Here is a 23,398-nt window from a genome sequence, read left to right as displayed (position 1 = left end):
ATGAAACCTTTTGAAATGACTGCAGCTGACGTGCGCAAACTCGCCCGGGCTGAGAACTTGACCACGACCTCGGGCTACGCCGCAGGCTATATGCAAGCCAACCTGCTGGCGGTGCCGAAAGAGTATGCGTTTGATTTTCTGCTCTTCGCGCAGCGCAACCCCAAGTCCTGTCCCATCGTCGGCGTGCTGGAAGCTGGTGAGTATGAATCCGCACTATTGCCCGACAGTGACATTCGCACGGATATCCCGGCCTACCGCATCTTCAAAGACGGCGAGCTGGTGGACTCAGTCACGGATGCCACGCCGTACTGGGGCGAGGACATGGTCGCGTTCTTGATTGGTTGCTCGTTTACTTTTGAGACCGCGCTGGTTGAAAACGGCATCAAGCTCGAGCACATTGAGCAAGACCGCAACGTGGCGATGTATCGCACGAGCACGCCAACCACCCCGGCCGGTGTGTTCTCCGGGCCGCAGGTAGTCTCCATGCGTCCTATCCCCGCTGACCGCGTGGCGGATGCGGTGCGGATTACCTCCCGCTACCCGTCAGTGCACGGCGCGCCGGTGCACATTGGTAACCCGGAAGCCATTGGAATTACAGATCTTTCACAGCCTGACTTCGGTGAGCCGGTAGAGATTCCCGAAGGCCACATCCCAGTGTTCTGGGCGTGTGGAGTTACCCCACAGGCAGTGGTGATGAATTCACGCCCGCACCTGGCTATCACGCATGAGCCAGGAAAGATGCTGGTAACTGACGCCCGGGACTTGGAATACCAAGTGCCTTAGTTTTAGAGCACGAAGCGAATTGAGTTATACGCCTTGAGGAGGCTGTCACGGGAAACCGTGGCAGCCTCTTCGCGTCGTCCGGCAGCAATGAGCGTGGCCAGGCGAACGTTGTTCTCAATGTGCTCGTTATGAATATTCGGAAGATGCGGCAGCGCAAGCAAGAAGGTCAGGCGCATGCGCGCGAGAAGGCTGGACATCTGTTCATCGAGAGTCTCTGAGCCCAGCGACGCCACCAGCGCGCGGTGGAAGCGCTGATTGATGCTGGATACAGCTTGGTCATCGCGGCTTTCGGAAAATCGACGCGCGGAAGCGGCCAGCTCAATGAGACGGTCGGCGGCGGGGAAATCACCCCACAGCACACCGGCGTGCTCGAGCGCCATGCGCGCGAGGTACAGGTCTTTGACATAGTCCGTGTCCGGGGTGGCGATGAAAACCCCGCGGTTGGGGATGCGCTCCACCAGGCGCTCAGACGTTAGTTCAGTAAATGCTTCCCGCAGGGTATTGCGGGAGCATTCAAAGCGTTCCGCGGCCTTGACTTCACTAAGTTGCTGACCGGGCTGGAACTCACCAGCGGAGATTGCATCCCTGATAGCGGATGCCACGGACTGAGAAAGCATAGGTGCGATTCTAACGCAGCTTCCTTCAGTGTTTCGGCACTACTCGATGGTTGCAATCACCGTGGAGGTTTCAAGGCGGTCGCCTTCTTTGGCCAGCAACGTGATGGTGCCGGTGCGAGGTGCCTTGACGGCGGATTCCATCTTCATTGCTTCTACGGTTGCAATCGCCTCGCCTTCAGCAACGGATTCGCCGTCGGAGACTTTCCAGGCTACGAGGTTGGCCTCGAAAGGTGAGGTGACAGCGCCGTCATCGGAGCTTGCTGCATCGGAATCCTTCGCGGCGGACGTTGGTGCCGCGGAACCGGAGGACGCAGTGGAGTTGAAGAATTCCACCGGCACGCCAACGTTGATGAGCTTGCCGCCGATTTCTACAGCAACGTTGTGGCGCTGGGCGTAGATTGCCTCAACCTTGTCCACCTGATTGGAAGCAGATGGGCGGTAGTTGTGGTCCACCCAGTCGGTGAATACGCCGAGTTTTTCACCGGTCAGGGCGGTTTCTTCCATCATGTCGCGGTGGAATGGCAGCACGGTGCGCACGCCGGCGATGTTGAATTCGCGCAAGGCATACTTCGCACGCGACAGGGCTACGTCGCGGGTTGGGCCCCACACAATGAGTTTGGCGATAAGCGAGTCATAGTATGGCGGGATGATCGAACCAGAATGCACCGCAGTATCCACGCGAATGCCCGGGCCGGTTGGTGGCTCGAAGCTGACGATGGTTCCTGGGCACGGCGCAAAACCATTGAGGATGTCTTCGGCGTTGATACGGAACTCGAAGGCGTGACCGTTGGAGGTTGGGTCTTCGCTAAAGGACATGGGCTCGCCTGCAGCGATACGAATCTGTTCCGCGATGATGTCCACGCCAGTGACAGCTTCGGTCACAGGGTGCTCAACCTGCACGCGGGTGTTGACTTCCAGGAAGGAAATGGTGCCGTCTTCGGACACGATAAACTCGACGGTGCCGGCGCCGGTGTAGTTGACCTTGGAGCAAATAGCGCGAGCACCTTCGATGATGCCGTTGCGCTGCTTTTCAGTCAGGTCTGGTGCGGGCGCTTCCTCGATAAGTTTTTGGAAGCGGCGCTGGGTGGAGCAGTCGCGGGTGCCGAGGACTGCGACGTTGCCGTGGGTATCGGCAAGCACTTGCGCCTCAACATGGCGTGGATGGGTCAGGAACTTTTCCACGTAGCATTCGGCGCGGCCAAAAGCTTCCATGGCTTCACGGCCAGCGGAGTTGAAGGCCTCTTCAATGTCGTCGAGGTTATCAACCACTTTGAGGCCGCGGCCGCCGCCGCCATAAGCAGCCTTAATCGCGATAGGCAGACCGTGTTCTTCGGCGAACTCGCGGGCTTCTTGCCAATCATCGATGGGGTCAGAGGTGCCCGGTGCCAGTGGCGCGCCGACTTCTTCGGCCACGCGGCGCGCAGCAATCTTATCGCCGAGCAGCTCAATTGCCTCAGGCTGCGGACCAACCCAGATCATGCCGGCGTCACTGACCGCGCGGGCGAAATCGGCGTTTTCAGAAAGGAAGCCGTAACCAGGGTGCACGGCATCCGCGCCGGCGCGCGCCGCGATGTCCAGCAGCGCAGGAACGTTCATGTAAGTATCGGAGGCCGAGTTGCCGGTGAGCGCATACGCTTCATCGGCGACCTGGGTGTGCAGCGCGCCAGCGTCTGCTTCGGAGTAAATAGCAACGGACTTGATGCCAAGATCACGCGCTACGCGGGCAATACGGACGGCGATTTCACCGCGGTTAGCAATGAGGATGGTCTTAATGGTCATGAGTGTTTCCCTTAACTTCAAAGCACACGGTAGCTCCTGGTGGGAGCTGGGCTGCGATATCAATATCTTCTTCTAATACGGTGGCCACCACTGGGTAGCCGCCGGTGACGGCGTGGTCGCGCAGAAAGAGCACGGGTTTGCCATTGGGCGGAATCTGAACGGAACCGGCAACCATGCCCTCTGATGGCAATTCGCCGTCGACGACGCGTTCCACGGTGGTGTCGGATTCAAGGCGCAGTCCGACGCGGTTGGAATGTGCGCTCACCGTCCACTCAGTGTCCAGGAAGCTGTGCACACTTTCGCCAAACCAGTCATCGCGCGGGCCAAGCACGCAGCGCAGAGTGGCAACGGTACGGCCATCTTCGGTCTGGCTGACGCGCAGCGGGTTGCTCAGTTGGCCGTCGGTCATTCCGGAGGAGCGCGGTAGCACGCCGAGGATGTCGCCGACGGCAACCGGTGCAGGACCCAGACCGGAAAGCACATCCGTGGAAGAAGAGCCGAGCTCAGAATCCGCGATGAGTCCGCCGCGGATAGCAACGTAGTTGCGCATGCCGTATTCGGCAGCCTCGATGCGCACGGTTTGGCCAGCGGTTACCAGCACTGGGCGCGCTAGTTGTACAGGCATGGTGTCAAGGCTTACCCGGGCAGCGGCACCGGTGACGCACACAACCGTGTCACTAAGTGCGCGCAACTCCATGCCACCGATGTTTTCCAACACGGTTGCCTGGCGCGGATTGCCCACCGCGATGTTGGCGGTCGCTGCCGATGCCCTATCGGCCGCACCCGACGGTGTCACACCCAAGTCGCCGAAACCTGGGCGGCCTAGGTCCTGGAACAAGGTGAGCAAGCCTGCGTCGAGAACTTCCATGCGCGGCAGGCGCGCCGGGGAGCGCTTGGCGGTGGAATCAGCGTCATAGATTTCCGGCAGCTCATTGACTGCGCGATAGCGCACGCGGTCACCTGGTTGAACTAGCGCGGGTGGCTCGGCTGCCGAATCCCACATCGGGGTGTTGGTGGTGCCCAGAAGCTGCCAGCCACCAGGTGACTGCCGTGGGTAGACCGCGGAGAAGTCACCCGCGATGGCCACGGCTCCTGCTGGGACTGCGGTGCGCGGGTTGGCGCGCCGGGGGATTGAGCGCGCATCGGCAGGATCTGCTGGTGCGCAGTAGCTAAAGCCAGGGGCGAAACCGCCGAATGCGGCGGTCCACTCCGTGGAGGTATGCCACTCGATGAGGGCTTCGCGGGAGATTCCTAGGTGTTCAGCGACTTCATCGATGTCTTCGCCGTCATAGAGCACGTCGATTTCTACGGTGCGTGCTTCCGTGGCCTTGGCCGCACCCGGGGTGAAGTCTTGTAGGAACTGCGCAGCATGACGTGCGGAATCTGGGGTTTCGAAGGTGAGCAGCACCGTGGTGGCTGCAGCGATGCAGTCCACCTGGTTCTTCAACGGCTGCGCGGTCAGGGCGGCGTGGTAGTCCATGACCTGGGTGAGCCCATCAAGATCGATGAGCAGCGCGCGGGTTCCAACGGGATGGATCTGCATTAGGCGAAGCTCCGGATCTCGATGTTGCGACGGCCCAGCTCAGCGACAACCTCGCGCAGCAGGTTGACGGACCCTGGGGAGTCACCGTGCGTGCACACCGATTGGGCATCGACTTTCAGGACGCTGCCGTCAGCAGCGGTGACTGAGCCGGACTCGGCGACCTCCAAAACACGCGCGACAACATCTGCCGGATCGTGCAAAACTGCATGCGCTTCACGGCGGCTCACCAACGTGCCGTCCGGGTTGTAATTGCGGTCCGCGAAAGCTTCGCGGATGACTGTCAGACCAGCTTTTTCTGCGACATCGACAGCCACGCCACCTGGCAGCAGCATCACTGGCAAGTCCCCGAAGGCTTTGATGCCAGCGATGACCGCCTCGGCCTGCGCGGTGTGGTGCACGATGGTGTTGTACATCGCGCCGTGCGGTTTGACGTAGGAAATCTTGGTGCCATTTGCACGCGCGAGGGCGTCTAGGGCACCGATTTGGTAGGTGACTTCATCGGCAAGCTCTGCCGGATCATAATCAATGAAGCGACGACCGAAAGCTGCTGGATCGTTGTATCCAGGGTGCGCGCCCACGGTCACACCAGCAGCAGCCGCAGCCTTGAGTGTGCCCGCGATTGAGTGCGGGTCACCCGCGTGAAAGCCAGTGGCCACGTTGGCGGAGGAGACCATCTCCAACATCGCTTTATCATCGGCAACAGGGTTGCCCGCGGTGGTTTCGCCTAAGTCAGCGTTCAGATCAATGTACACCGAAGCCATACAGCACCATCCCTAATGTTGTTGAACAATATATGGAAACAGTGTAGCGCTAGTCACTATGATTTGTGAAGTCCATTACTTTAGATCTTCGAAGTGTCGGGGAGTTTTGCCGTTCTTAGCCCCATCCGAGGCGGTGGAGATCTTCTTCTTCGATGCCGAAGTAGTGGCCGAGTTCGTGGAAGACGGTGACTTCTACTTCGTGGGCAAGCTGTTCTTCGGTGGAGCACATGTTTTGTAGGGCGCCGCGGTAGATGAAGATGGCGTCGGGTAAAAAGCCCGTGTGGTGGTGGGTGCGTTCGGTGAGCGAGACGCCCTCGTAGAGACCTAAGATTCCGGGGCTGTCTTCATTGAAATCGCGCACCAAAATCACCAGGTTGCGCATATTTGCCACAAACTGGTCCGGGATTTTGTCCAAGGCGTCATTGACCATCTCATCGAAGCGTTCTTCAGAAACGTGGACCATGAGATTTCGCCAATGACTTTTTGCCCTAGAGGGCGGGCTCGGAGGCTGGTTCTTCGGCAGTGGCTGCGTCGCCAGAGTCGTTGTTCTCGGAACCGCGAAGTGGGTTGCGCTCTGGCTGCTCGGTTGGGGCAGCGCCGTCAATGGTCAGGCCCTCGCGGCCGTCTTTGGCGGTGCCGGTAATGACGGAGAAGGAAGAATCTTCTTCAGAAGGGTGAATCAGCGAGCAGTTCACTGAACGCGTGCCACCGTTCCAGGATGTTTCAGGAATGGTGCCCCAGTAAGGCTGCAGCGTGGACTGATAGAGGTTTTCTTCCTCGCCCATGTACGCAATTGCATCATCGGCGCAGCGCGAAGCCAGGAACTCATTTTGATCATCAATCGATGGAGTTCCATCGGAGAACTCTTCAGCCAGGTTCACCACGGAGATGGTTTCCATCTGGTGGGGGTCAGCACAGTTGACGGTGCGCAGCACCTGGTCATCGCCGATTTCGCGGCACTCGCCCGGAGAGGCGATATTTGCCTGGTCAACTTCGGAAACACGGCCCTCGGTTTGCTGTGGAATACCCTCTTCATCGGTAGTCTGCAGGCCGCACAACATGGTGCGGTCGCCGTTCGCCCAAGCATCGGCAGGCGGCAAAATCGGCGCGATAGAGTACTTGCCGGCCGGGTCGTACTGGCCGTCCAAGTAATTAAAGGTGGAACCCTGGCACAGCTCCTCGCGCAGCTGCGCCTGGCGTTCCATGCTTGGAATCTCCGCCTCGGGGCCAAACTCGCTGGTGGGGTAGATAGCTAGATTTTCCACCGTGGCAACCTCGAAGCGGTGCTGGTCAGCGCAGTCGGTGACGCTGAAGTTAGCAAAGGTGCCGTCACTAGCAACATCCCAGGTGACGCAATCACCGGCAACGGCTTCCGTAAACGGCGTTTCGGAATCACCAGAAGAAGGCGCGGAAGTAGTGGTATTGATGACATCGGAGTCGGCAGCGATCTGCGCAGCGTTGCCGCTGACATAGTCATACGTGCCCATAAATGCCGCAGCACAAGCAGCAGCGACAAGTGCAATGCGTGAGGCGGCCGCGGATCTCCAAGCCTTCGAGGTGCTTGCATTAGTCATAAGAAACCTTAGTTTAGCCGACCAGCCGAATCAGACTAGAATTCCAGCGCTCGACCAATTCGTGTGGATAGTCGGTACCGGTCAGTGCGATAAACAGATGAACACCACTCTACGGGCTTATCCCCTGAGCTGGAATACCGGATGATGTGCAGTAATGGTGCGCCCACCTGGACACCGAGAAGCGATGCAATTTCCTCGTCTGCCGCAACCGCCGTAACGGTCTGATCTGCTGCCGAAATTGGCAAGTTGAAATCACTTTCCAAAATGGAATAGACCGAGTTATAAACGTCATTTTCCAGCAGCGTGGGCGCAAGCGTGGAGTTGTACCAGCCGTCATCAATGGAATAAGGCTCGCCATCGCCCAAACGCAGACGGCGCAAGTGAATGTGCGGGACAGACTCATCCGTATTGAAAAATTTGTAGACATCCTCAGCCGCCGTGACGCGGCCAGCCAACAAAATACGAGAGCTGGCAGAAACGTCCTGCGCGCCCATCTCATCCGAAAAAGACGCCAAATGCAACCGGGACACCAGTGGATTCGGGGCAACGAAGGTGCCCTTGCCGCGGACTCGACGCAGGCGTCCGGCAGTCACAAGATCACCAATAGCGCGACGAACCGTAATTCGAGAGACCCCATAAACTTCTTCCAACAGGCGCTCGCCGGGGAGAAGATCACCCGGCTTTAATGTGGTGCGGCACAGCTCAGCCAGGATTTCACGCAGCTGGGCATGCTTTGGGGTTGGCCCATCAACAATTTCCCGTTGAGGAAGAATCGGTGCTCTGGACATGTATCCATCCTAGGCTTCTGGTTATGACCACTGCAACCAGTTGGGGTAACTGTTGAAGTTTAAGGTCGTGGGCTGGTGGATGTGACTGTGTACCTGATGTGTGTGCGGTAGGATTAGCGCCGTGATTGATCTTAAATTCCTCCGTGAAAACCCAGACGTCGTCCGAACCTCCCAGGTCACCCGTGGTGAGGATCCTCAGCTGGTAGATCAGCTGCTGGAAGCTGATACCGCACGTCGATCTGCAATCTTGGCTGCTGATGAACTGCGTGCAGAACAAAAGGCATTTGGTAAGAAGATCGGACAGGCTGCTCCGGAGGATCGCCCAGCATTGCTGGAAGGCTCAAATGAGCTTAAGGATAAGGTCAAGCAGGCTGAAGAAGCACAGCGCACAGCTGAAGAGCAGGTCTCAACCCTGCAGTACAAGCTGTCCAACGTGGTGGAAGGCGCCCCAGCAGGCGGCGAAGATGACTTCATTGTCTTGGAGCACTACGGCGAGAAGCCCGAGTTTGATTTTGAACCAAAGGACCACCTAGAACTCGGTGAATCCCTGGGACTTATTGATACCAAGCGTGGCGCGAAGATTGGTGGCGCACGTTTTTACTACCTCACTGGTGATGGTGCATTCTTGCAGCTGAGCATGATGGTGCTGGCTGCGCAGAAGGCACGTGCCGCAGGCTTTAGCCTCATGGTTCCACCAGTACTGGTGCGCCCTGAGATTATGGCTGGCACCGGCTTCTTGGGTGACCACGCTGATGAAATTTACTACCTTGAGCGTGATGACCTGTATCTGGTTGGTACCTCTGAGGTGGCCCTAGCTGGTTATCACAAGGATGAAATCATCGATCTGTCCAAGGGGCCAATCCAGTACGCCGGTTGGTCGTCTTGCTTCCGCCGCGAAGCCGGTTCCCACGGCAAGGACACCCGCGGTATTTTGCGCGTGCACCAGTTCGACAAGGTAGAGATGTTTACCTACTGCAAGCCAGAAGATGCAGAAAAGCAGCACCTGCAGCTGTTGTCCATGGAGCGCGAGATGCTCGACGCCATGAACCTGCACTATCGCGTCATTGATGTCGCTGGTGGCGACCTGGGTGCATCGGCAGCCCGCAAGTTTGATACTGAAGCATGGGTTCCAACTCAGGGCACCTACCGCGAGCTGACCTCGACGTCGAACTGCACCACCTTCCAGGCACGCCGTCTGCAGACCCGTTACCGTGATGAAAACGGTAAGACTCAGACCGCCGCGACCTTAAACGGAACCCTGGCGACTACCCGTTGGCTGGTTGCCATCCTGGAGAACAACCAGCAGGCTGATGGCTCCGTTGTTATCCCAGAGGCACTACGCCCAATGATGGGCAAAGACGTGCTTGAGCCGATCAAGTAGATTTAGATATTTAGTGCTGGGCAGATCAGAAAGTTAAACAGGCAATCTCATGGTTGATACGAACTCCGCGCTGGAACTGCGCGAGCGAATTTTCTGGGTGCCCACCGATTTAGAGCAACTCCCAGCTCACAAAGAGTGGAGCCAACGCCTCTACGCCAACATCATCACCCTGGCGCGTCGCATCATGCAGGCGCAGGGACTACGAATCACCGTACTAGGCGCGGAGAACATCCCAGCCGATGGTGGTGCAGTATTGGCAATGAACCACACCGGGTATTATGACTTCATTTTAGGCGGCGTACCTGCCTATTTACGAGGCAAGCGCATGGTGCGGTTTATGGCGAAGAAAGAAATCTTCGTCAACTCTTTCATCGCCTGGCTGGGCAAGCAGATGCGTCACATTCCGGTAGACCGCTCAGCTGGAGGGGCCTCCATCAACGTCGCAGTAGAAAGCTTGCGCGAAGGAAACCTGGTGGGCATTTTTCCGGAAGCCACCATTTCGCGTTCTTATGAAATCAAGGACATGAAAAGCGGTGCTGCTCGCATTGCGAACGCGGCTGAAGTCCCGCTGATTCCAATGGTGTGCTGGGGTTCGCAGCGAATTTGGCCAAAGGGCGGCAAGAAAGACTTGGGCCGTTCTAAGACTCCCATCATCATGGTGGTGGGGGAGGAAATCCCCACCACGGGTGATGCAGAAAAGGATATTGACGCACTGTGCTTCGCCATGAAGTCCATGATGGAGCAGGTACGCGACCTTTATGATGACCGCTTTGGCCCCTTTGAAGATGGACTTCCATGGCGTCCAGCTTCGATGAATGGCACAGCCCCTTCCTTGGAAGAAGCTAACCGGATGGATACGGCTGACCGCGCCGCACGTGCCGCCCGTAAAGTCAAGGAAGCTGAGCAAGAGGCTGCAAAGTCTGAGCGTAAGGAAGAAAAGAAGCTGGCGAAGCGCGCACAAAAGCAGCTGAAGAAGATGTCCAAGTGGGCGCGAAAGGACCAGAAATAACAGTGGAGGCACCGAAGTTTATTGCCTCAGATATTGATGGAACATTCCTCAATCCTGAGCACCGAGTTGTTTCCCGCAACCGCGACGTAGTCACCCGTGCCGTTCACGCTGGCGCGCAGTTTGCGCTGGCCACGGGACGCCCACATCGTTGGATTCAACCGATCCTAGAACAGATTCCGCTTCGTCCACTGTGCGTGACGTCTAATGGTGCGGTGGTCTATGACTCCGAACAGGACCGTATTTTGCGGGCCGTGGAAATGGACTCCGAAGCCATGGGCGACATTGTCACCACGGTTCAAGAAATTATGACGCGCCACGGTGACGTTTCTTTCGCGGTAGAACGTGCTGGTGTCTCTGCGAATGACCCGTTGGATACTTTGTATGTAGTGGATGAAATCTATGCAGAACAAGCACCTTTCGAAGGATTCGGAGTTGCGCCCGTGCACGGTGTGGTTGGCCAGCCAGCAGTAAAGCTGATCATCCGTAATCCTGACATGCAGTCGCAGGAACTCTTCGACCTTATTAATCCACACGTTGATCCGGATATCGCGCACGTGACCTTCTCTATTCCGGATGGAATGCTAGAAGTAGCCGCACCTGGAATCACCAAGGAAATCGGGGTGGAATTCCTTGCCAGCCACTACGGCATTGCGCAAAAGGACGTTATTGCCTTCGGAGATATGCCCAATGACATTGAGATGCTGCAATGGGCAGGACTTGGCGTGGCCATGGCGAATGCGGACCAGGCTGTGAAAGATGCTGCCGATATAGTGACGGTTTCTAATGCTGAAGCAGGTGTAGCGCACATCCTTGAACGGTGGTTCTGATGGGAAAGCAAAGCTTCGTCGCAGCTATTGACCAAGGCACTACCTCAACCCGGTGCATTATTGTTGACCACGATGGCAAGATTTGTGCCTCCGCGCAGTTTGAACACAAACAAATCATGCCGCGCCAAGGCTGGGTGGAGCATGATGCAACGGAGATTTGGTACAACGCTCGCCGCGCTGTCTCCGCCGCGATGGTGGATGTGGATGGGGCACCTGAAGACTTCGTTGCGCTAGGAATTACCAACCAGCGGGAAACCGCTGTCGTGTGGGACAAGAAGACCGGCAAACCAATCTATAACGCGATTGTGTGGCAGGATACCCGCACCTCACACGCTATTAATCCGGATGATAAATGGCTTGACCGCACGGGGGTCCTCGCTAACTCTTATCCTGCCGGCCCGAAGATTGCGTGGATCCTCGACAACGTTGAGGGCGCTCGCGAACGTGCCAACAATGGTGAGCTTCTCGCCGGCACTATTGATACCTGGCTGCTGTGGAACCTCACTGGTGGTGCACGTGGCGATCAGGGTAAAGACGCCGTGCATCTAACCGATGTCACCAATGCCTCACGCACCTTATTGATGGACATCCGCACCTTGCAGTGGGACGAAGAACTCTGTGAAGAAGTCGGCGTACCAATGTCTGTCCTTCCGGAGATTCGTCCCAGCGTTGGTGAGTTCGGGCAAGTCCGCACCCACGGCACGCTGGCCAAAGTTCCGATCACTGGCGTGCTCGGTGACCAACAAGCCGCGCTGTTTGGCCAGGCCGCTTTTAAAGAAGGCGAAGCCAAGAATACCTACGGCACGGGTTTGTTTATGCTGCTTAACACCGGTGATAAACCACGCTGGTCGGAGAACGGACTGCTGACCACCGTGGCTTTTCAGTGTGAAGGCAAAGATCCTGTCTACGCTTTGGAAGGCTCGGTTGCCGTTGGTGGCTCACTGATTCAGTGGCTGCGTGACCAACTGGGAATCATTCCAAACGCCACCTCAAGTGAGTCAATCGCGGCAAAAGACAACGGTGGCGTCTACATCGTGCCCGCGTTCTCAGGTCTTTTTGCTCCGCGCTGGCGCCCCGATGCTCGTGGCGTGATTGTTGGTCTGACTCGCTTTGTTGACCGCACGCACATTGTTCGTGCTGCGCTGGAAGCAACGTGTTTTCAAACCCGTGAAGTTGTTGAAGCGATGGAGGCTGACTCCGGCATTGAACTCACCGCTCTGCACGTCGATGGCGGCATGGTTGCGAATGAACTTCTCATGCAGCTTCAAGCCGACTTTTTGGACACTGAAGTCATCCGCCCCCGCGAAATTGAAACCACCGCGCTCGGCGCTGCCTTCGCCGCCGGCTTGGGCCAAGAATTCTGGGCCGACCTCGAAGCACTCGAAGGCCTAGTCGCTACCGATAAATCCTGGTCCCCAAACATGGATGCGGTAGAACGCGACCGTCTCTTCGCCGAGTGGAACAAAGCAGTCGAGCGAACCCTGGACTGGGAAGACTAGGCTCTCTCCAGCGGCGAGAACTTCAAATAGAGAATTAAGGCCAGCGGCCCTATCAACGGTAGACACAGCACCACGAAGAACCACAGGATAGAGGTTATTGGCCGCATCTTGGCTTTGAAGATGAGCCATACACTCAGCACGAGCAATAAGAGCGCGGTCAACGCAACCGTGGACGTGAACGCATCGTAGAACGTAATCACGGGAATGCCCCCGATTCTCTGTACTGTTCTGCGGCAACGTTTGCCTTTTTGGTCCCTGTCACCATGGTAATCAGCAGGATAGCCAAGACCGGCAGACTGACGAACGCGATGAGTGATTCATCGATGATCATGAACAGGATTCCGCCGATAGTAAATGAGGCGCCAGCGAACATTAGGTAACCAGCGGCAGCTTTGTGGCCGTGGACCCAGGTGTCTTCATCGGCCATGAGCTTGAGCGTGCGCAGTCCAATCCAGGAGTTCATCGGCAGTTTTGCTTGCCTTGCTCTTAATCCAACATATAGAGTGCCAACGCCCACGATGAGGTAAGTCGCTGACATGATTGTCGCGTACACGGACATCTGTATTCCCTCCGGTTGAAATCCCCCTTGGCGAACTTAACTCTAACATGTTTGAGACTAATTAAATACGGTGAGATCGAAATCAGTCATGACGGGTTCGATGAGTTTGCCGCCGACCTTGGTGGCGTTGTACTCGCTGGTATAGCTATTAACTGCGACGGCGTAGATGTTCTTCTGGCTGGAGTCATTCGGGTCAAAAGCCCAGATGACTCCGCCGGAATCGCCGTGGTCAGTGATATTGGCGAAGGTGACGGTGTATTCGTTCGTAATTTCTTCGTAGGAGCCGCACGACAATCCGGTGCGAAATCCGAGGCGGCACATGTATGGCTGATTCGCGCTGAGCCAGCTGGCATCGGCATAACCGCGAATCTCAACCGGCTCATCGGACATACTCACGCGGGGGTTAGTGACAACGTTGTCGAAATAGCGGGACTCAATCTGAATCAGGCCGTAGTCGGGGCCGGATGAAATCTTTGCGTCGTCAAAATCGCTGTGGACGAATTCTCCCACATAAACAGGGTCCCTTCCGGAAGTATGCACGTAGACGGCGTCGCCAACTTCGCCGCAGTGCCCAGCCGTGAGGTTATAAATCTGGGTGTTTGTTCCCACGAACCAACCGAAGGAACAACTACCCCATGAACCTGATCCTGAACCATCCTCATGCCAGGTTCGGTACCGCGCACCAGGTTCGAGCATTCCGCTGGTTTCCAGATCACGGAACTTGCTGCTGTTTTGATAGATTCTTCGCTCTCCAACAGCGGCGGCATCTTTGCCCTCGATATCGAATTGCTCACCCGATACCGGTGGATCATCTGGTGATGTCGATGGATTAGTACCGTCAGTGGGCAGCGGTGCCGAGTCTTCGGCGCCTGCAGAACCAGAGCCAGCAGAACCGGATCCATGGGAGCCTGAACCTTGAGAGCCGGCACCACTCGCGGAAGTTTCCGGAGCAGCAATATTAAATGTGCACGCAGTTAAAACCCCCAGTGTGCACAGTGCGAGTGCGGTTTTCAGCGCACGCATTGTATTTTCCTTTCGCAAAATGCGGCGGAAGTAGCGCTGGATTCAATGCCCCGAGTCCAGTACTTAGAGATTTATCCCCGATAAATCTTTCCCCCAATGAATTTCAACATATTCAGGATAACTGAGGCACCGGACATCAGGTTCGGGAGCATACAAAAGCGGTGTCTAGCTCGGTAAAGAGCTAGACACCGCTGAAGGGGGAGATGAGTCTTTTAAGTGCCGTTAGCCGGCGTGGTGGCACTTAAAGACTAGTTGGTGTGAACATCCACGGTTGCAGTGTTCGGATCGTAGGTGATGTAGCCGCCCTGGAAGTCAACGCGGACAGAGTTGCCACCGGTTGCTTCATTAATGGCGTTGTTCGCCTGATCCACCGCGTACTGGTCAGAGGTTGGCAGACCCAGCTCGGTTGCGTTGTCGCCCTGCGCCCATGCACGTGCGAACTCGCCAATCAGAGCGTGAGTACCAGTGTCTTCAGAGGAAAGGACAACGCCGTTGTTGAATAGTTGGTAGACCATCTGTGCGTTTTCCGAGTTTGGACCGCCCACTGGTTGACCAAGAACTGGGCCGAAGGCATTGATCAGTGCGTTGAAGGTTGTGCTGGTTTCTTCATCGCCAGCGATGGAAAGAACCTGGGAAATGATGCCCGGCAAGGCATCGGTGGTAACACCTGGTGCTACCTCAGTGCCCTCTTCGGGCACAGTCACTGCGCCAGCCGCAATGGCTAGACCAGCAACAGCTGCAGCCACAGTAGCCAGGGACTGAATCTCTTCAGTGCTCATGTTGGAAGAACCCTGCTCGGTGGTTTCACCTTCAGCAGGTGCTTCGGAACTGTTGGAAGATCCTTCAGCCAATGAAGATAGCGCTGGGAGCAGCGAACCAACGCCGTCACCTTCGCCGCCGCCATTGCCGCCAGTATCGCCTTCGGTTGGTGGCTGGGTGCCAACACCGCTTGCAATCAGCGAGTCATATTTGGTCTTCGTAGCGTTGCGGATTTCATCCCAACGGGCAATCACGTAACCACCAGGGCACTGCGTATTGTGCAGGTCGCCGTGGCCGTGGAAAGTTGGGACAGTTGCGGTAGCACCAGCTGGGAATTTGGAGCCGCCGAAGCCACCGGAGGTCAGGTTCACAGTGCCGGATGGATCGAAGCCCGCGTTAGCAGCCTTCCATGCAGCGATGCTGGTAACTGAGTTGAGCATTTCAGTCGATGGCTGAGCATTTGAGTAGTTACCCATCATCGAAATGCCCCAAGTGTTGCTGTTGAAGCCACCCACGTGAGCGCCCATGACGCCACGCTCGAGTCCGCCGTAGCGGCCTTCGTAGATGGTGCCGTACTTATCAACCAACACGTTGTAGCCCATGTCGCACCAGCCCAGGTTCTGCGCGTGGAACTGGTAGATGCCACGTACCTGAGCAGCAGCTTCAGCCCGGGAGTAGTTGTTGCTACCCGCGGTGTGGTGCAGGGTCAGTGCCTTGGTTGGCTCGGTGTACGTCGGGTTGGAACAACGAATGCCCTCATTAGCACCCCAGTTGGCGCGAGAGACTACCGAAGGCAAGCCTTCGGTGTCAGCCATGTTGGCGATGCCACCTTCTTGTGCCTGGCCATCAATAAATACTGCCTCAAGGTCAGATGCGGAGACAGCGCCGCTATCTGCTGGGAGTTCATCGGTTTCTGCAACAGGTGCAATGTCACCGATATCGGTTGGCATTGGTGCAGTAGCTGGAGAGAAACCATTGGTGACAGCACCGGCGAGCTCACTAGCCTGCTGGACCAGGTCTTCCGCTGGGTTGTCCTCCTCTGTGGCAGGAGCCTCTTCTGCCTGCGCATCTTGCTCAGAAGGAGCGGTGACCTCAGCGTCGTAGTTCTCCACAGAATCGCCTGCATCGGCAGCATCGGCAGCATCGGCAGGATCGCCCGCGCCGGCAGCTGAATCAGCTTCAGCTGGAGCCTCTTCGGCGGGAGCTTCTGGGGCATTCGTAGCTTCATCGCCAAGCTCTTCTGCAACTTCTTCCTCAGACGGAATGCCCAAGTCAACGTTTCCTACAGAAACCTGAACGGCGTTGGTGTTGCCCACGAAGATGAGGTCGGTACCGTTGGTGCCTTCAGTAACAACATCCAACGGCTCAATATCGAACCACTCACCCCAAGAGCCATCCTCCTGCTCCGCGCGAACGAAAGCAGCGACGTCCTTCTGTCCCTGCCAAGTCAGCGCGAACATGGAGAAAGGGTCATCCTGACGGAATTCTTTGACCGCACGTGGGCCGGCGCCTTCGCCCTGGGAGGCGATAGCTGGATCATCAACCACGACGGTGTCACCGTCGCCGAAGTTAGCAGAAGACGAGGTCGCGTCAATGGGACCGGAGCCTGCGTCTTGGGTATTTAGAATCTGGTTGCCTCCGAAACCGGCAGCCGCAGCTACTGCAATGGCCGCGAGCGTCGCGGTCACCGGGGTAGCCCACGTTGACTTCGTGGGAACGAGTCGGCGTCGTTGTTGCACTGGAATCTCCCTATCAGTTACTTCGCCCTCAACAAGTGATGTCTTGCCAGGGTTTCGAGGATGCGGTTGCCGGCGCTTCCTCGATGGCCGTATGGATGCGGCCAAAGTGATGCTAGTAAACAGCTGGAGCCAATGATACAGGTGTGAATAGAGTGAAGCATGTTGAAAATGGCGGCGTGTCGAAGCTTCCTTCTCGCTCATTGCGTGCCATCGCAGCAAAAGAAAGTGAATCTAATAGGCTGTCACCTATGACCAACCTTGATAAGACTTATGATCTCATCGTCGTCGGCTCGGGCTTTTTCGGCCTTACCGTGGCAGAACGCGCCGCTACACAGTTGGGTAAGCGCGTTTTGGTAATTGAGCGACGCAACCACTTGGGCGGCAACGCATACTCTGAACCAGAACCAGAAACCGGTATTGAGGTTCACAAGTACGGTGCACACCTTTTCCACACTTCCAATAAGCGCGTGTGGGACTACGTCACCCAGTTCACCGAATTTACGGACTACCAGCACCGCGTCTTCGCCATGCACGATGGCACCGCGTATCAGTTCCCAATGGGCCTGGGTCTGATCAACCAGTTCTTTGGCAAGTACTACTCCCCAGATGAAGCACGTGAGCTCATCAAGGAACAGTCCGCAGAAATGAACGCGGAAGATGCTCAGAACCTGGAAGAAAAAGCCATCTCTTTGATTGGCCGTCCGTTGTATGAGGCCTTCATCCGTGACTACACGGCAAAGCAGTGGCAGACTGATCCGAAGAACTTGCCCGCGGGCAATATCACCCGTCTGCCAGTGCGTTATACCTTTAATAACCGCTACTTCAACGACACCTATGAAGGTCTGCCGGTCAACGGCTACACCGCGTGGTTGGAGAACATGTGCACGTCGGAGCTTATCGATGTCGTACTCGACACCGATTGGTTTGAGGTTCGTGAGCAGGTGCGCGCCGCGTCCCCTGAGGCACCAGTTGTTTACACCGGTCCACTGGACCGCTACTTCGACTTCTCTGAAGGTGACCTTGGCTGGCGCACCTTGGACTTCGACATGGAAGTTCTCAACACCCGCGACTTCCAGGGCACCTCTGTGATGAACTACAACGATGCAGATGTTCCTTACACCCGCATCCACGAGTTCCGTCACTTCCACCCTGAGCGTGACAAGCAGTATCCATCTGACAAGACCGTCATCATGAAGGAATACTCCCGCGCAGCTGAGAAGGGCGATGAGCCTTATTACCCGATCAACACCCCAGAAGACCGTGAGATGTTGACCAGGTACCGTGAGCTCGCCGCCAAGGAAGCCCGAGAGAACAATGTTTTGTTCGGCGGCCGCCTGGGTACCTACCAGTACCTCGACATGCACATGGCCATCGGTTCAGCCCTGTTTATGTTTGATAACAAGCTTGAGCCTTTCTTCACCGGAGGCAAGGAACTTGAGCAAGAACGTGGTCACTAAAGGTCTGTAGCTATCAATTACAGGCACAGCCGCCTGCCATTACTTCCGTATTAACCTCGGGAAATGGCAGGCGGCTTCGCTATTGAATTAAGCGTCGATGCTTGCGGCGATACCGACATATGGCCAGCGCACGGCGCAGTAGGTGCGAACAACCACTGAGGATAAACGCCCAGCCGAGGGGATATAAGAGCCCAAGGAAAAAGATTGCGCCTTCATCAGGCAAGGACATCATGTACCGAACTACGAATACGCCTATGGCGACGTAGACAATATCAATCCAAAAAGTGCCGACCTTTGTGTAAGCGAGTGGGACAGCAAGCGGCAAAGAGCAGATGCTGACAAGGGCGAACATCAACGCCATCGCGATGATCCCAGAATCATGAATGAATAAAGAAGCAAGGGCGATGAGCGCTCCGATTGCTGCAACGGTCAGCTCTGGAATTGGAAACGCTAGGGCTTTTTGCTCGTGCATCTTTTGATCTTCAAAGCTCATTGGCCCACATCCCATGTTTCGAGTGTTTCGAGTGATGTAAAGCGAGACTAGCGCACTTATCCAATGCGCATGGGGGATTGATTAAGAGGGAAATGTCGCTTTGCGTTCGATGCGGGTGTCGAATTAGGTTTTACCAATGGTTAAGAGTTTTGGTTCGGGGGTGGGCAATATCGAGTGAAGCTCATAAATTATGCACAAACTTCTCTGTTAGTCAAAAGCGTTTTGGAACTATCTATTTTGAAACTTTTACCAGGCATTTTGCTTGAGTTTACCGGCCGAATCTTGAGGGTTCTAAGTGGCGTAGAAGTAATGGGTTTGCGCCAACTATTTGACAGCTCCCACGGGTTTGGTTAAAGTTAACGCTAGGTTAACAAAAGGTTGAATCTAGAAAAGCTAGATTGCCAGTCACCCAATATCAGAAAGTGAGTGGGGGGAAAGAAATGTTTATTGTTAATAATGAGTCCCGATTCGAAACTCTTCGTCAAGATCTGCACGAGGCGTACGGGCACGCTCATGACGCAAAGGTCATCGATGCAAAGCTCGATGAGATCATTGAGAAGCACAAAAGCAAGGCCATTCTGGACGACTACATCGCTGTTCTGGTTGAGCGCGAAGCAACCGAGCTCTTCGGCGCACACCGTGTTCACGTCCGCTTCGCAGCGGGCCTCAACACTGACCTTGTTACCGCAGCAATCGCATTGACCAAGAGGCATGCTGGAGACGCGCTCGTTGTTAATGGCACGGTCTCCCACCCAGAAAATGAGACCGAAAGCCACATGGCTTATGTCCTGGGTGAACGTGGGCTGGACGCACGTGGCCGCCACGTCGAAGACGTCCGCACCGTTTCCATGCCGGACTACATCGTCTACCTGGGTGCAGATGCCCCACGTGATGAAGCTGGCAAGGACATCAAGATTTGGCCAATCGCACACGCTGAATCCATGGAACAGACCCGTGAACTCGCGGATGACCTTGAAGCACGCGTGCTTTACATGCTCAACAAGCTGGGCATCACGCCACAGACTGAGCAGGTAAAACTCACCGCATAAAGCGGCTGAGCGAAACAAGGCAAGAACAAGCACTGCTTAAACAAAGCGACGCCGGTGATGACAATGTCACCGGCGCCGCTTTTTGCATGGTTGGGTACATGGACTCAACTCCGACCGATTTTCACCAGCCTGATGCGCGTTGAGCAAGGTAAACCACAGTGGTAACCAGTACTGTGAATGTTTGAAGACTGTAGTGAAATGGGAGAATTGAAACCATCGTGACAGCAAACAACACTGTTTCTGACAATGCCGCTGATACCAACGCTGCTTCGAGCACCGTTGAAGCAGTACAGCGCATTCTATTGCCAAAGCGTGGCGAGCCCTTTGATGTCCGCATGCTGTACATCATCGAAGCGGAACAAAACCGCGAGCGCCTGCGCTGGTCCGACCGCACTTCGCTGACGGTTCCCGCTGGTGAAGAAGTCTCTTTCCAGACTTACTTCAACGCATTCCCAGCGTCCTACTGGCGCCGCTGGTCCCAGCTTGACTCGATCATCTTGGCCCTCGACATCGAAGGCGAAGCAAATATTTCCATCTACCGCTCCAAGCAGGACGGCCAGCGCATTTCCGTGGCCAACCACCTGGTAGACACTGGACACCACGAATTCGAGTTGCCGCTGAAGAACTTTGAGGACGGCGGCTGGCTGTGGTTCGACGTTACCGCGGAATCTGAAGCGACTATCTCGCAGGCCGCATGGTGCGCACCTTCGGCACCTGGTCAGCAGACCATGCCGGATGGTTCCACCATCGAGCCTTCGGAAAAGCGCGTTTCTGTTGGCATTCCAACCTTCAACCGCCCAACTGATGCTGTTGCAGCATTGCAGGCGCTGGCAGAAGACCCAGTTGTAGACGGCATCATTGACTTTGTTCTCATGCCGGACCAGGGCAACCAGCACCCAGCTGATGAGCCAGGCTATGACGAGGCAGTGGCGCACTTTGGCGAGCGCTTCAGTGAATTCCGCCAGGGCAACCTCGGCGGTTCCGGCGGCTACTCCCGCATCATGTTTGAAGCTTTGGAAAACACCGATTCACCATTCATCTTGTACATGGATGATGACATCGCGATTGAGCCAGACTCCATCCTGCGCGCGGTCCAGGCAGCACGTTATGCAGCCAGCCCAATCATCGTCGGTGGACAGATGCTCAACCTGCAGGAACGCAGCCAGCTGCGCACCACCGGTGAGCAGGTCAACCGCGGTGACTTCATGTGGGGCGCGGCCCCTCACGCGGTCTATGACCACGACTTTGCCAAGTACCCACTGTCCGCCATCGGTGATGCTCAAAGCCATAAGGACCCAGGTTCATATGACTCCCGCGCGCTGCACCGCCGCGTGGATGTTGAGTACAACGGCTGGTGGATGTGCCTGTTCCCACGCGTGGTTGCTGAAACCAACGGCCAGCCATTGCCACTGTTTATCAAGTGGGATGACACTGAATACTCTCTGCGCGCCGCAGCTAACGGCTTCCCGACCGTAACCTGGCCAGGCGCTGCTATTTGGCACATGGCGTGGGCTGACAAGGATGACGCGATTGACTGGCAGGCATACTTCCACCTGCGCAACCGCCTCATTGTTGCCGCGCTGTACCACGAAGGTAACGCCAAGGGGATTACCCGTTCCATCTTCAAGTCCACCTTGAAGCACACCATGTGCATGGAATACTCCACCATGGCTATCCAGATTGAAGCCATGAAGGACTTCCTCGCAGGCCCGGACCAACTCTTCGACATCCTCGAGTCGTCCCTACCGCGCATTGCCAAGCTGCGCTCCAACTACTCGGATGCAGTCATCATCAACTCTGCTGACCAGCTACCAGCACCGACCGGCGCGCCGGGTGTCCCAACCCAAAACATTGGTGGACGTCTGGCCAAGCTGAAGAAGATTCCATGGGCAGTCAAGGGGCTTAAGCACTTGGTTTCCAAGGAAGACCCACGCCACCACGAGGCGCCACAGCTTAACCTCACCCCTGAGGAGGCACGCTGGTTCACCTTGTCCCGCGTAGATTCCGCGACCGTCTCCACCGCAGGTGGCACTGGCGTGGCATTCCGCAAGCGCGACCGTGACCTGGCACGTGACTTGGTTGAGCAGACGCGTGAGCTGCTCAGCGATATTGAGGACAATTTTGATGACATGCGCCGTGTTTACCGCGAAGCACTCCCAGAGCTGACCTCCCGTGAGTCTTGGAGGAAGATCTTTGAGTAACCTCGACAAACTCAGCACCGCAGAATCCCGCATTCTAGAAAACATCCAGAATGTTGCCTTTGACGCACCGGGTGTTTTGCCCACCGCTCGGGGACTCAGCCACATGGGCGAGCACGCCTTGGGCTGGATGGGTTTGTCAGCACTCGGTTGGAGCCTGGACAAGAAGCGTCGTCGGCAGTGGATTGCTGTTGGTGCCTCGGCTTTTACCACACATGCGGCGTCTGTGGTTATCAAGCGAATTGTGAGGCGCAAGCGTCCGGATTATTCTTACGTGCGCGTGGGAGTAGGAACTCCGTCTAAATTGTCATTTCCTTCTTCACACTCCACCTCGACTACCGCCTTCTTGGTTGCCGTCGCACGCCTGTATGGAACACCTGCGCCACTAGTTGGAATCCCGGTTATGATGCTTTCGCGCATGGTGCTCGGCGTGCACTACCCAACAGATACTGCGCTGGGCGCCGCGTTGGGAGCTGCAACCGCTGAGATAATCACTCGTTATGAAAGGAAAACTGCATGACCGAGAAGCCTGAAACCTTTGAAGGTGACGGCCAGCAGAAGTTTTTCCACCCTGAGCCACACACCCAGGGTATTGAGGACTCCCGCAAGCGCCAGCCACCAAAGAATCTTGCCGATGGCATGATTAAGGCACTGCGTCCAAAGCAGTGGGTTAAAAACGTTCTGGTTCTGGCGGCACCCGCTGCTGCCGGTGCTGATGCGTTGTTCCACACCCGCACTTTGCTCGACGTGCTCTTGGCTTTTGTTGTCTTCTGCCTGGGCGCATCTTCGATCTACCTGATCAATGACGCGCGTGACGTGGAAGCTGACCGTGCACACCCAACCAAGCGTTTCCGCCCAATCGCTGCTGGTGTGCTGCCAGTCAACCTGGCATATGTCATGGCGGTTGTCCTTATTGTTGCCGCGGTTGGTCTGTCCTTCCTGGCAACCTCTGGCCTGCAGCTAGCACTGGTCATCGCGGTGTACATCGCGCTGCAGCTGGGCTACTGCTTCGGCTGGAAGCATATGCCGGTGATTGATATCGCCCTAGTTTCCTCCGGCTTCATGCTGCGAACGATGGCCGGCGGTGTCGCTGCTGGCATCGAGCTTTCCCAGTGGTTCCTGCTGGTAGCTGCATTCGGTTCGCTGTTTATGGCATCCGGTAAGCGCTACTCAGAAATCCTTCTGGCGGAGCGCACCGGTGCGCAGATTCGTAAGTCTTTGGCGGGTTACACCCCGACCTACTTGCGTTTCGTATGGACCTTGTCCGCGACCGCAGTGGTGATGAGCTATTCCCTGTGGGGCTTCCAGTTGGCTAATGAGACTGAGGGCTGGGCTGCTATCTGGTACCAGATCTCCATGGTTCCGTTCACCATCGCCATCTTGCGCTACGCAGCTGATGTTGACCGCGGCCGCGGTGGCGCACCTGATGAAATCGCGCTGGAAGACCGCACTCTGCAAATCCTTGCACTGCTGTGGCTGGCATGTATCGCGATGGCTGTCTACATCTTCCCGATCTTGATGTAGTTACTTCGCACAGTAGGTTTAGATTGACGCCTCACC

General features: G+C 56.3%; 21 protein-coding genes. 10 read left to right on the top strand and 11 right to left on the bottom strand.

All coding sequences use genetic code 11. The features are described 5' to 3' along the window. Window positions 1-783 carry a putative hydro-lyase gene (locus tag CCASEI_RS13295; protein WP_006822518.1) on the top strand — a complete coding sequence of 261 codons (783 nt, stop codon included), beginning with the start codon at window positions 1-3 and terminating at the stop codon, window positions 781-783. A 2-nt stretch (window positions 784-785) separates the two neighbouring features. On the opposite strand, the gene CCASEI_RS13290 is transcribed toward CCASEI_RS13295, so the two are convergent. The 7 genes from CCASEI_RS13290 to CCASEI_RS13260 all read right to left on the bottom strand — a co-directional run bounded on the left by CCASEI_RS13290 (window position 786) and on the right by CCASEI_RS13260 (window position 7,845). Beyond that, window positions 786-1,400 (bottom strand): GntR family transcriptional regulator, encoded by a 615-nt coding sequence (locus CCASEI_RS13290; RefSeq protein WP_025388255.1) that lies wholly within the window; start codon window positions 1,398-1,400, stop codon window positions 786-788. 39 nt (window positions 1,401-1,439) lie between these two features. Beyond that, window positions 1,440-3,179, bottom strand: a complete 1,740-nt coding sequence (locus CCASEI_RS13285) for an acetyl/propionyl/methylcrotonyl-CoA carboxylase subunit alpha (protein ID WP_006822520.1) — start codon at window positions 3,177-3,179, stop codon at window positions 1,440-1,442. Then, window positions 3,169-4,722 carry a 5-oxoprolinase subunit B/C family protein gene (locus tag CCASEI_RS13280; RefSeq protein ID WP_006822521.1) on the bottom strand — a complete coding sequence of 518 codons (1,554 nt, stop codon included), beginning with the start codon at window positions 4,720-4,722 and terminating at the stop codon, window positions 3,169-3,171. The genes CCASEI_RS13285 and CCASEI_RS13280 overlap by 11 nt, the downstream gene beginning before the upstream one ends. Beyond that, complete coding sequence (locus tag CCASEI_RS13275) at window positions 4,722-5,483, bottom strand: LamB/YcsF family protein (RefSeq protein WP_025388254.1); 762 nt, start codon at window positions 5,481-5,483, stop codon at window positions 4,722-4,724. Before CCASEI_RS13275 ends, CCASEI_RS13280 begins: the two co-directional genes overlap by 1 nt. A 115-nt stretch (window positions 5,484-5,598) precedes the next feature. After that, window positions 5,599-5,946 carry a metallopeptidase family protein gene (locus CCASEI_RS13270; RefSeq protein ID WP_006822523.1) on the bottom strand — a complete coding sequence of 116 codons (348 nt, stop codon included), beginning with the start codon at window positions 5,944-5,946 and terminating at the stop codon, window positions 5,599-5,601. A gap of 25 nt (window positions 5,947-5,971) precedes the next feature. Then, complete coding sequence (locus tag CCASEI_RS13265) at window positions 5,972-7,057, bottom strand: septum formation family protein (RefSeq protein ID WP_025388253.1); 1,086 nt, start codon at window positions 7,055-7,057, stop codon at window positions 5,972-5,974. 35 nt (window positions 7,058-7,092) lie between these two features. Further along, entirely contained in the window at window positions 7,093-7,845 is a 753-nt protein-coding gene (locus tag CCASEI_RS13260) for a GntR family transcriptional regulator (protein WP_006822525.1), read from the bottom strand. Between the two features lie 121 nt (window positions 7,846-7,966). On the opposite strand from CCASEI_RS13260, the gene serS reads away from it, so the two are divergent. From serS to glpK, 4 genes are read left to right on the top strand one after another with little or no spacing between them, the layout of a single operon-like run. After that, a complete protein-coding gene (gene serS, locus CCASEI_RS13255) occupies window positions 7,967-9,226 on the top strand; it encodes a serine--tRNA ligase (protein WP_006822526.1) in 1,260 nt (419 codons plus the stop codon). Window positions 9,227-9,275: 49 nt separating this feature from the next. After that, window positions 9,276-10,235: a lysophospholipid acyltransferase family protein gene (locus tag CCASEI_RS13250; RefSeq protein WP_006822527.1), complete on the top strand. Its 960-nt coding sequence runs from the start codon at window positions 9,276-9,278 to the stop codon at window positions 10,233-10,235. Window positions 10,236-10,237: 2 nt separating this feature from the next. Then, the gene (locus CCASEI_RS13245; protein WP_006822528.1) at window positions 10,238-11,062 is read left to right on the top strand and encodes a Cof-type HAD-IIB family hydrolase; all 825 of its coding nucleotides are present in this window, start codon (window positions 10,238-10,240) and stop codon (window positions 11,060-11,062) included. Then, window positions 11,062-12,561, top strand: coding sequence for a glycerol kinase GlpK (glpK, locus tag CCASEI_RS13240; protein WP_006822529.1), 1,500 nt, complete (start codon window positions 11,062-11,064; stop codon window positions 12,559-12,561). Before CCASEI_RS13245 ends, glpK begins: the two co-directional genes overlap by 1 nt. 196 nt (window positions 12,562-12,757) lie before the next feature. Here glpK and CCASEI_RS13230 read toward each other — a convergent pair whose 3' ends face one another. The 3 genes from CCASEI_RS13230 to CCASEI_RS13220 all read right to left on the bottom strand — a co-directional run bounded on the left by CCASEI_RS13230 (window position 12,758) and on the right by CCASEI_RS13220 (window position 16,641). Next, window positions 12,758-13,114: an SdpI family protein gene (locus CCASEI_RS13230; RefSeq protein ID WP_006822531.1), complete on the bottom strand. Its 357-nt coding sequence runs from the start codon at window positions 13,112-13,114 to the stop codon at window positions 12,758-12,760. A gap of 63 nt (window positions 13,115-13,177) precedes the next feature. Continuing rightward, window positions 13,178-14,143, bottom strand: coding sequence for a chymotrypsin family serine protease (locus CCASEI_RS13225; protein ID WP_025388250.1), 966 nt, complete (start codon window positions 14,141-14,143; stop codon window positions 13,178-13,180). A gap of 248 nt (window positions 14,144-14,391) precedes the next feature. Continuing rightward, entirely contained in the window at window positions 14,392-16,641 is a 2,250-nt protein-coding gene (locus CCASEI_RS13220; RefSeq protein WP_025388249.1) for an N-acetylmuramoyl-L-alanine amidase, read from the bottom strand. Between the two features lie 248 nt (window positions 16,642-16,889). Between CCASEI_RS13220 and glf the strand changes: the two genes are divergently transcribed. Continuing rightward, entirely contained in the window at window positions 16,890-18,098 is a 1,209-nt protein-coding gene (glf, locus tag CCASEI_RS13215) for a UDP-galactopyranose mutase (RefSeq protein WP_006822534.1), read from the top strand. Between the two features lie 79 nt (window positions 18,099-18,177). On the opposite strand, the gene CCASEI_RS13210 is transcribed toward glf, so the two are convergent. Next, window positions 18,178-18,591 carry a hypothetical protein gene (locus CCASEI_RS13210; protein WP_006822535.1) on the bottom strand — a complete coding sequence of 138 codons (414 nt, stop codon included), beginning with the start codon at window positions 18,589-18,591 and terminating at the stop codon, window positions 18,178-18,180. A gap of 440 nt (window positions 18,592-19,031) precedes the next feature. Between CCASEI_RS13210 and CCASEI_RS13205 the strand changes: the two genes are divergently transcribed. From CCASEI_RS13205 to CCASEI_RS13190, 4 genes are all read left to right on the top strand, one after another. Next, window positions 19,032-19,640 carry a three-helix bundle dimerization domain-containing protein gene (locus tag CCASEI_RS13205; protein WP_006822536.1) on the top strand — a complete coding sequence of 203 codons (609 nt, stop codon included), beginning with the start codon at window positions 19,032-19,034 and terminating at the stop codon, window positions 19,638-19,640. Window positions 19,641-19,858: 218 nt separating this feature from the next. After that, a complete protein-coding gene (locus tag CCASEI_RS13200) occupies window positions 19,859-21,841 on the top strand; it encodes a glycosyltransferase (RefSeq protein WP_025388248.1) in 1,983 nt (660 codons plus the stop codon). Continuing rightward, on the top strand, window positions 21,834-22,358 hold the full coding sequence (locus CCASEI_RS13195) for a phosphatase PAP2 family protein (RefSeq protein ID WP_025388247.1): 525 nt from the start codon (window positions 21,834-21,836) through the stop codon (window positions 22,356-22,358). Before CCASEI_RS13200 ends, CCASEI_RS13195 begins: the two co-directional genes overlap by 8 nt. Then, on the top strand, window positions 22,355-23,362 hold the full coding sequence (locus tag CCASEI_RS13190) for a decaprenyl-phosphate phosphoribosyltransferase (RefSeq protein ID WP_006822539.1): 1,008 nt from the start codon (window positions 22,355-22,357) through the stop codon (window positions 23,360-23,362). Before CCASEI_RS13195 ends, CCASEI_RS13190 begins: the two co-directional genes overlap by 4 nt. Window positions 23,363-23,398 lie beyond the last annotated feature (36 nt).

This window comes from Corynebacterium casei LMG S-19264 (assembly GCF_000550785.1).
Taxonomy (GTDB): Bacteria; Actinomycetota; Actinomycetes; order Mycobacteriales; family Mycobacteriaceae; genus Corynebacterium; species Corynebacterium casei.
The sequence above is the reverse complement of the archived record's forward strand: the minus strand, read 5'-3'. Positions and strand labels throughout refer to the sequence as shown.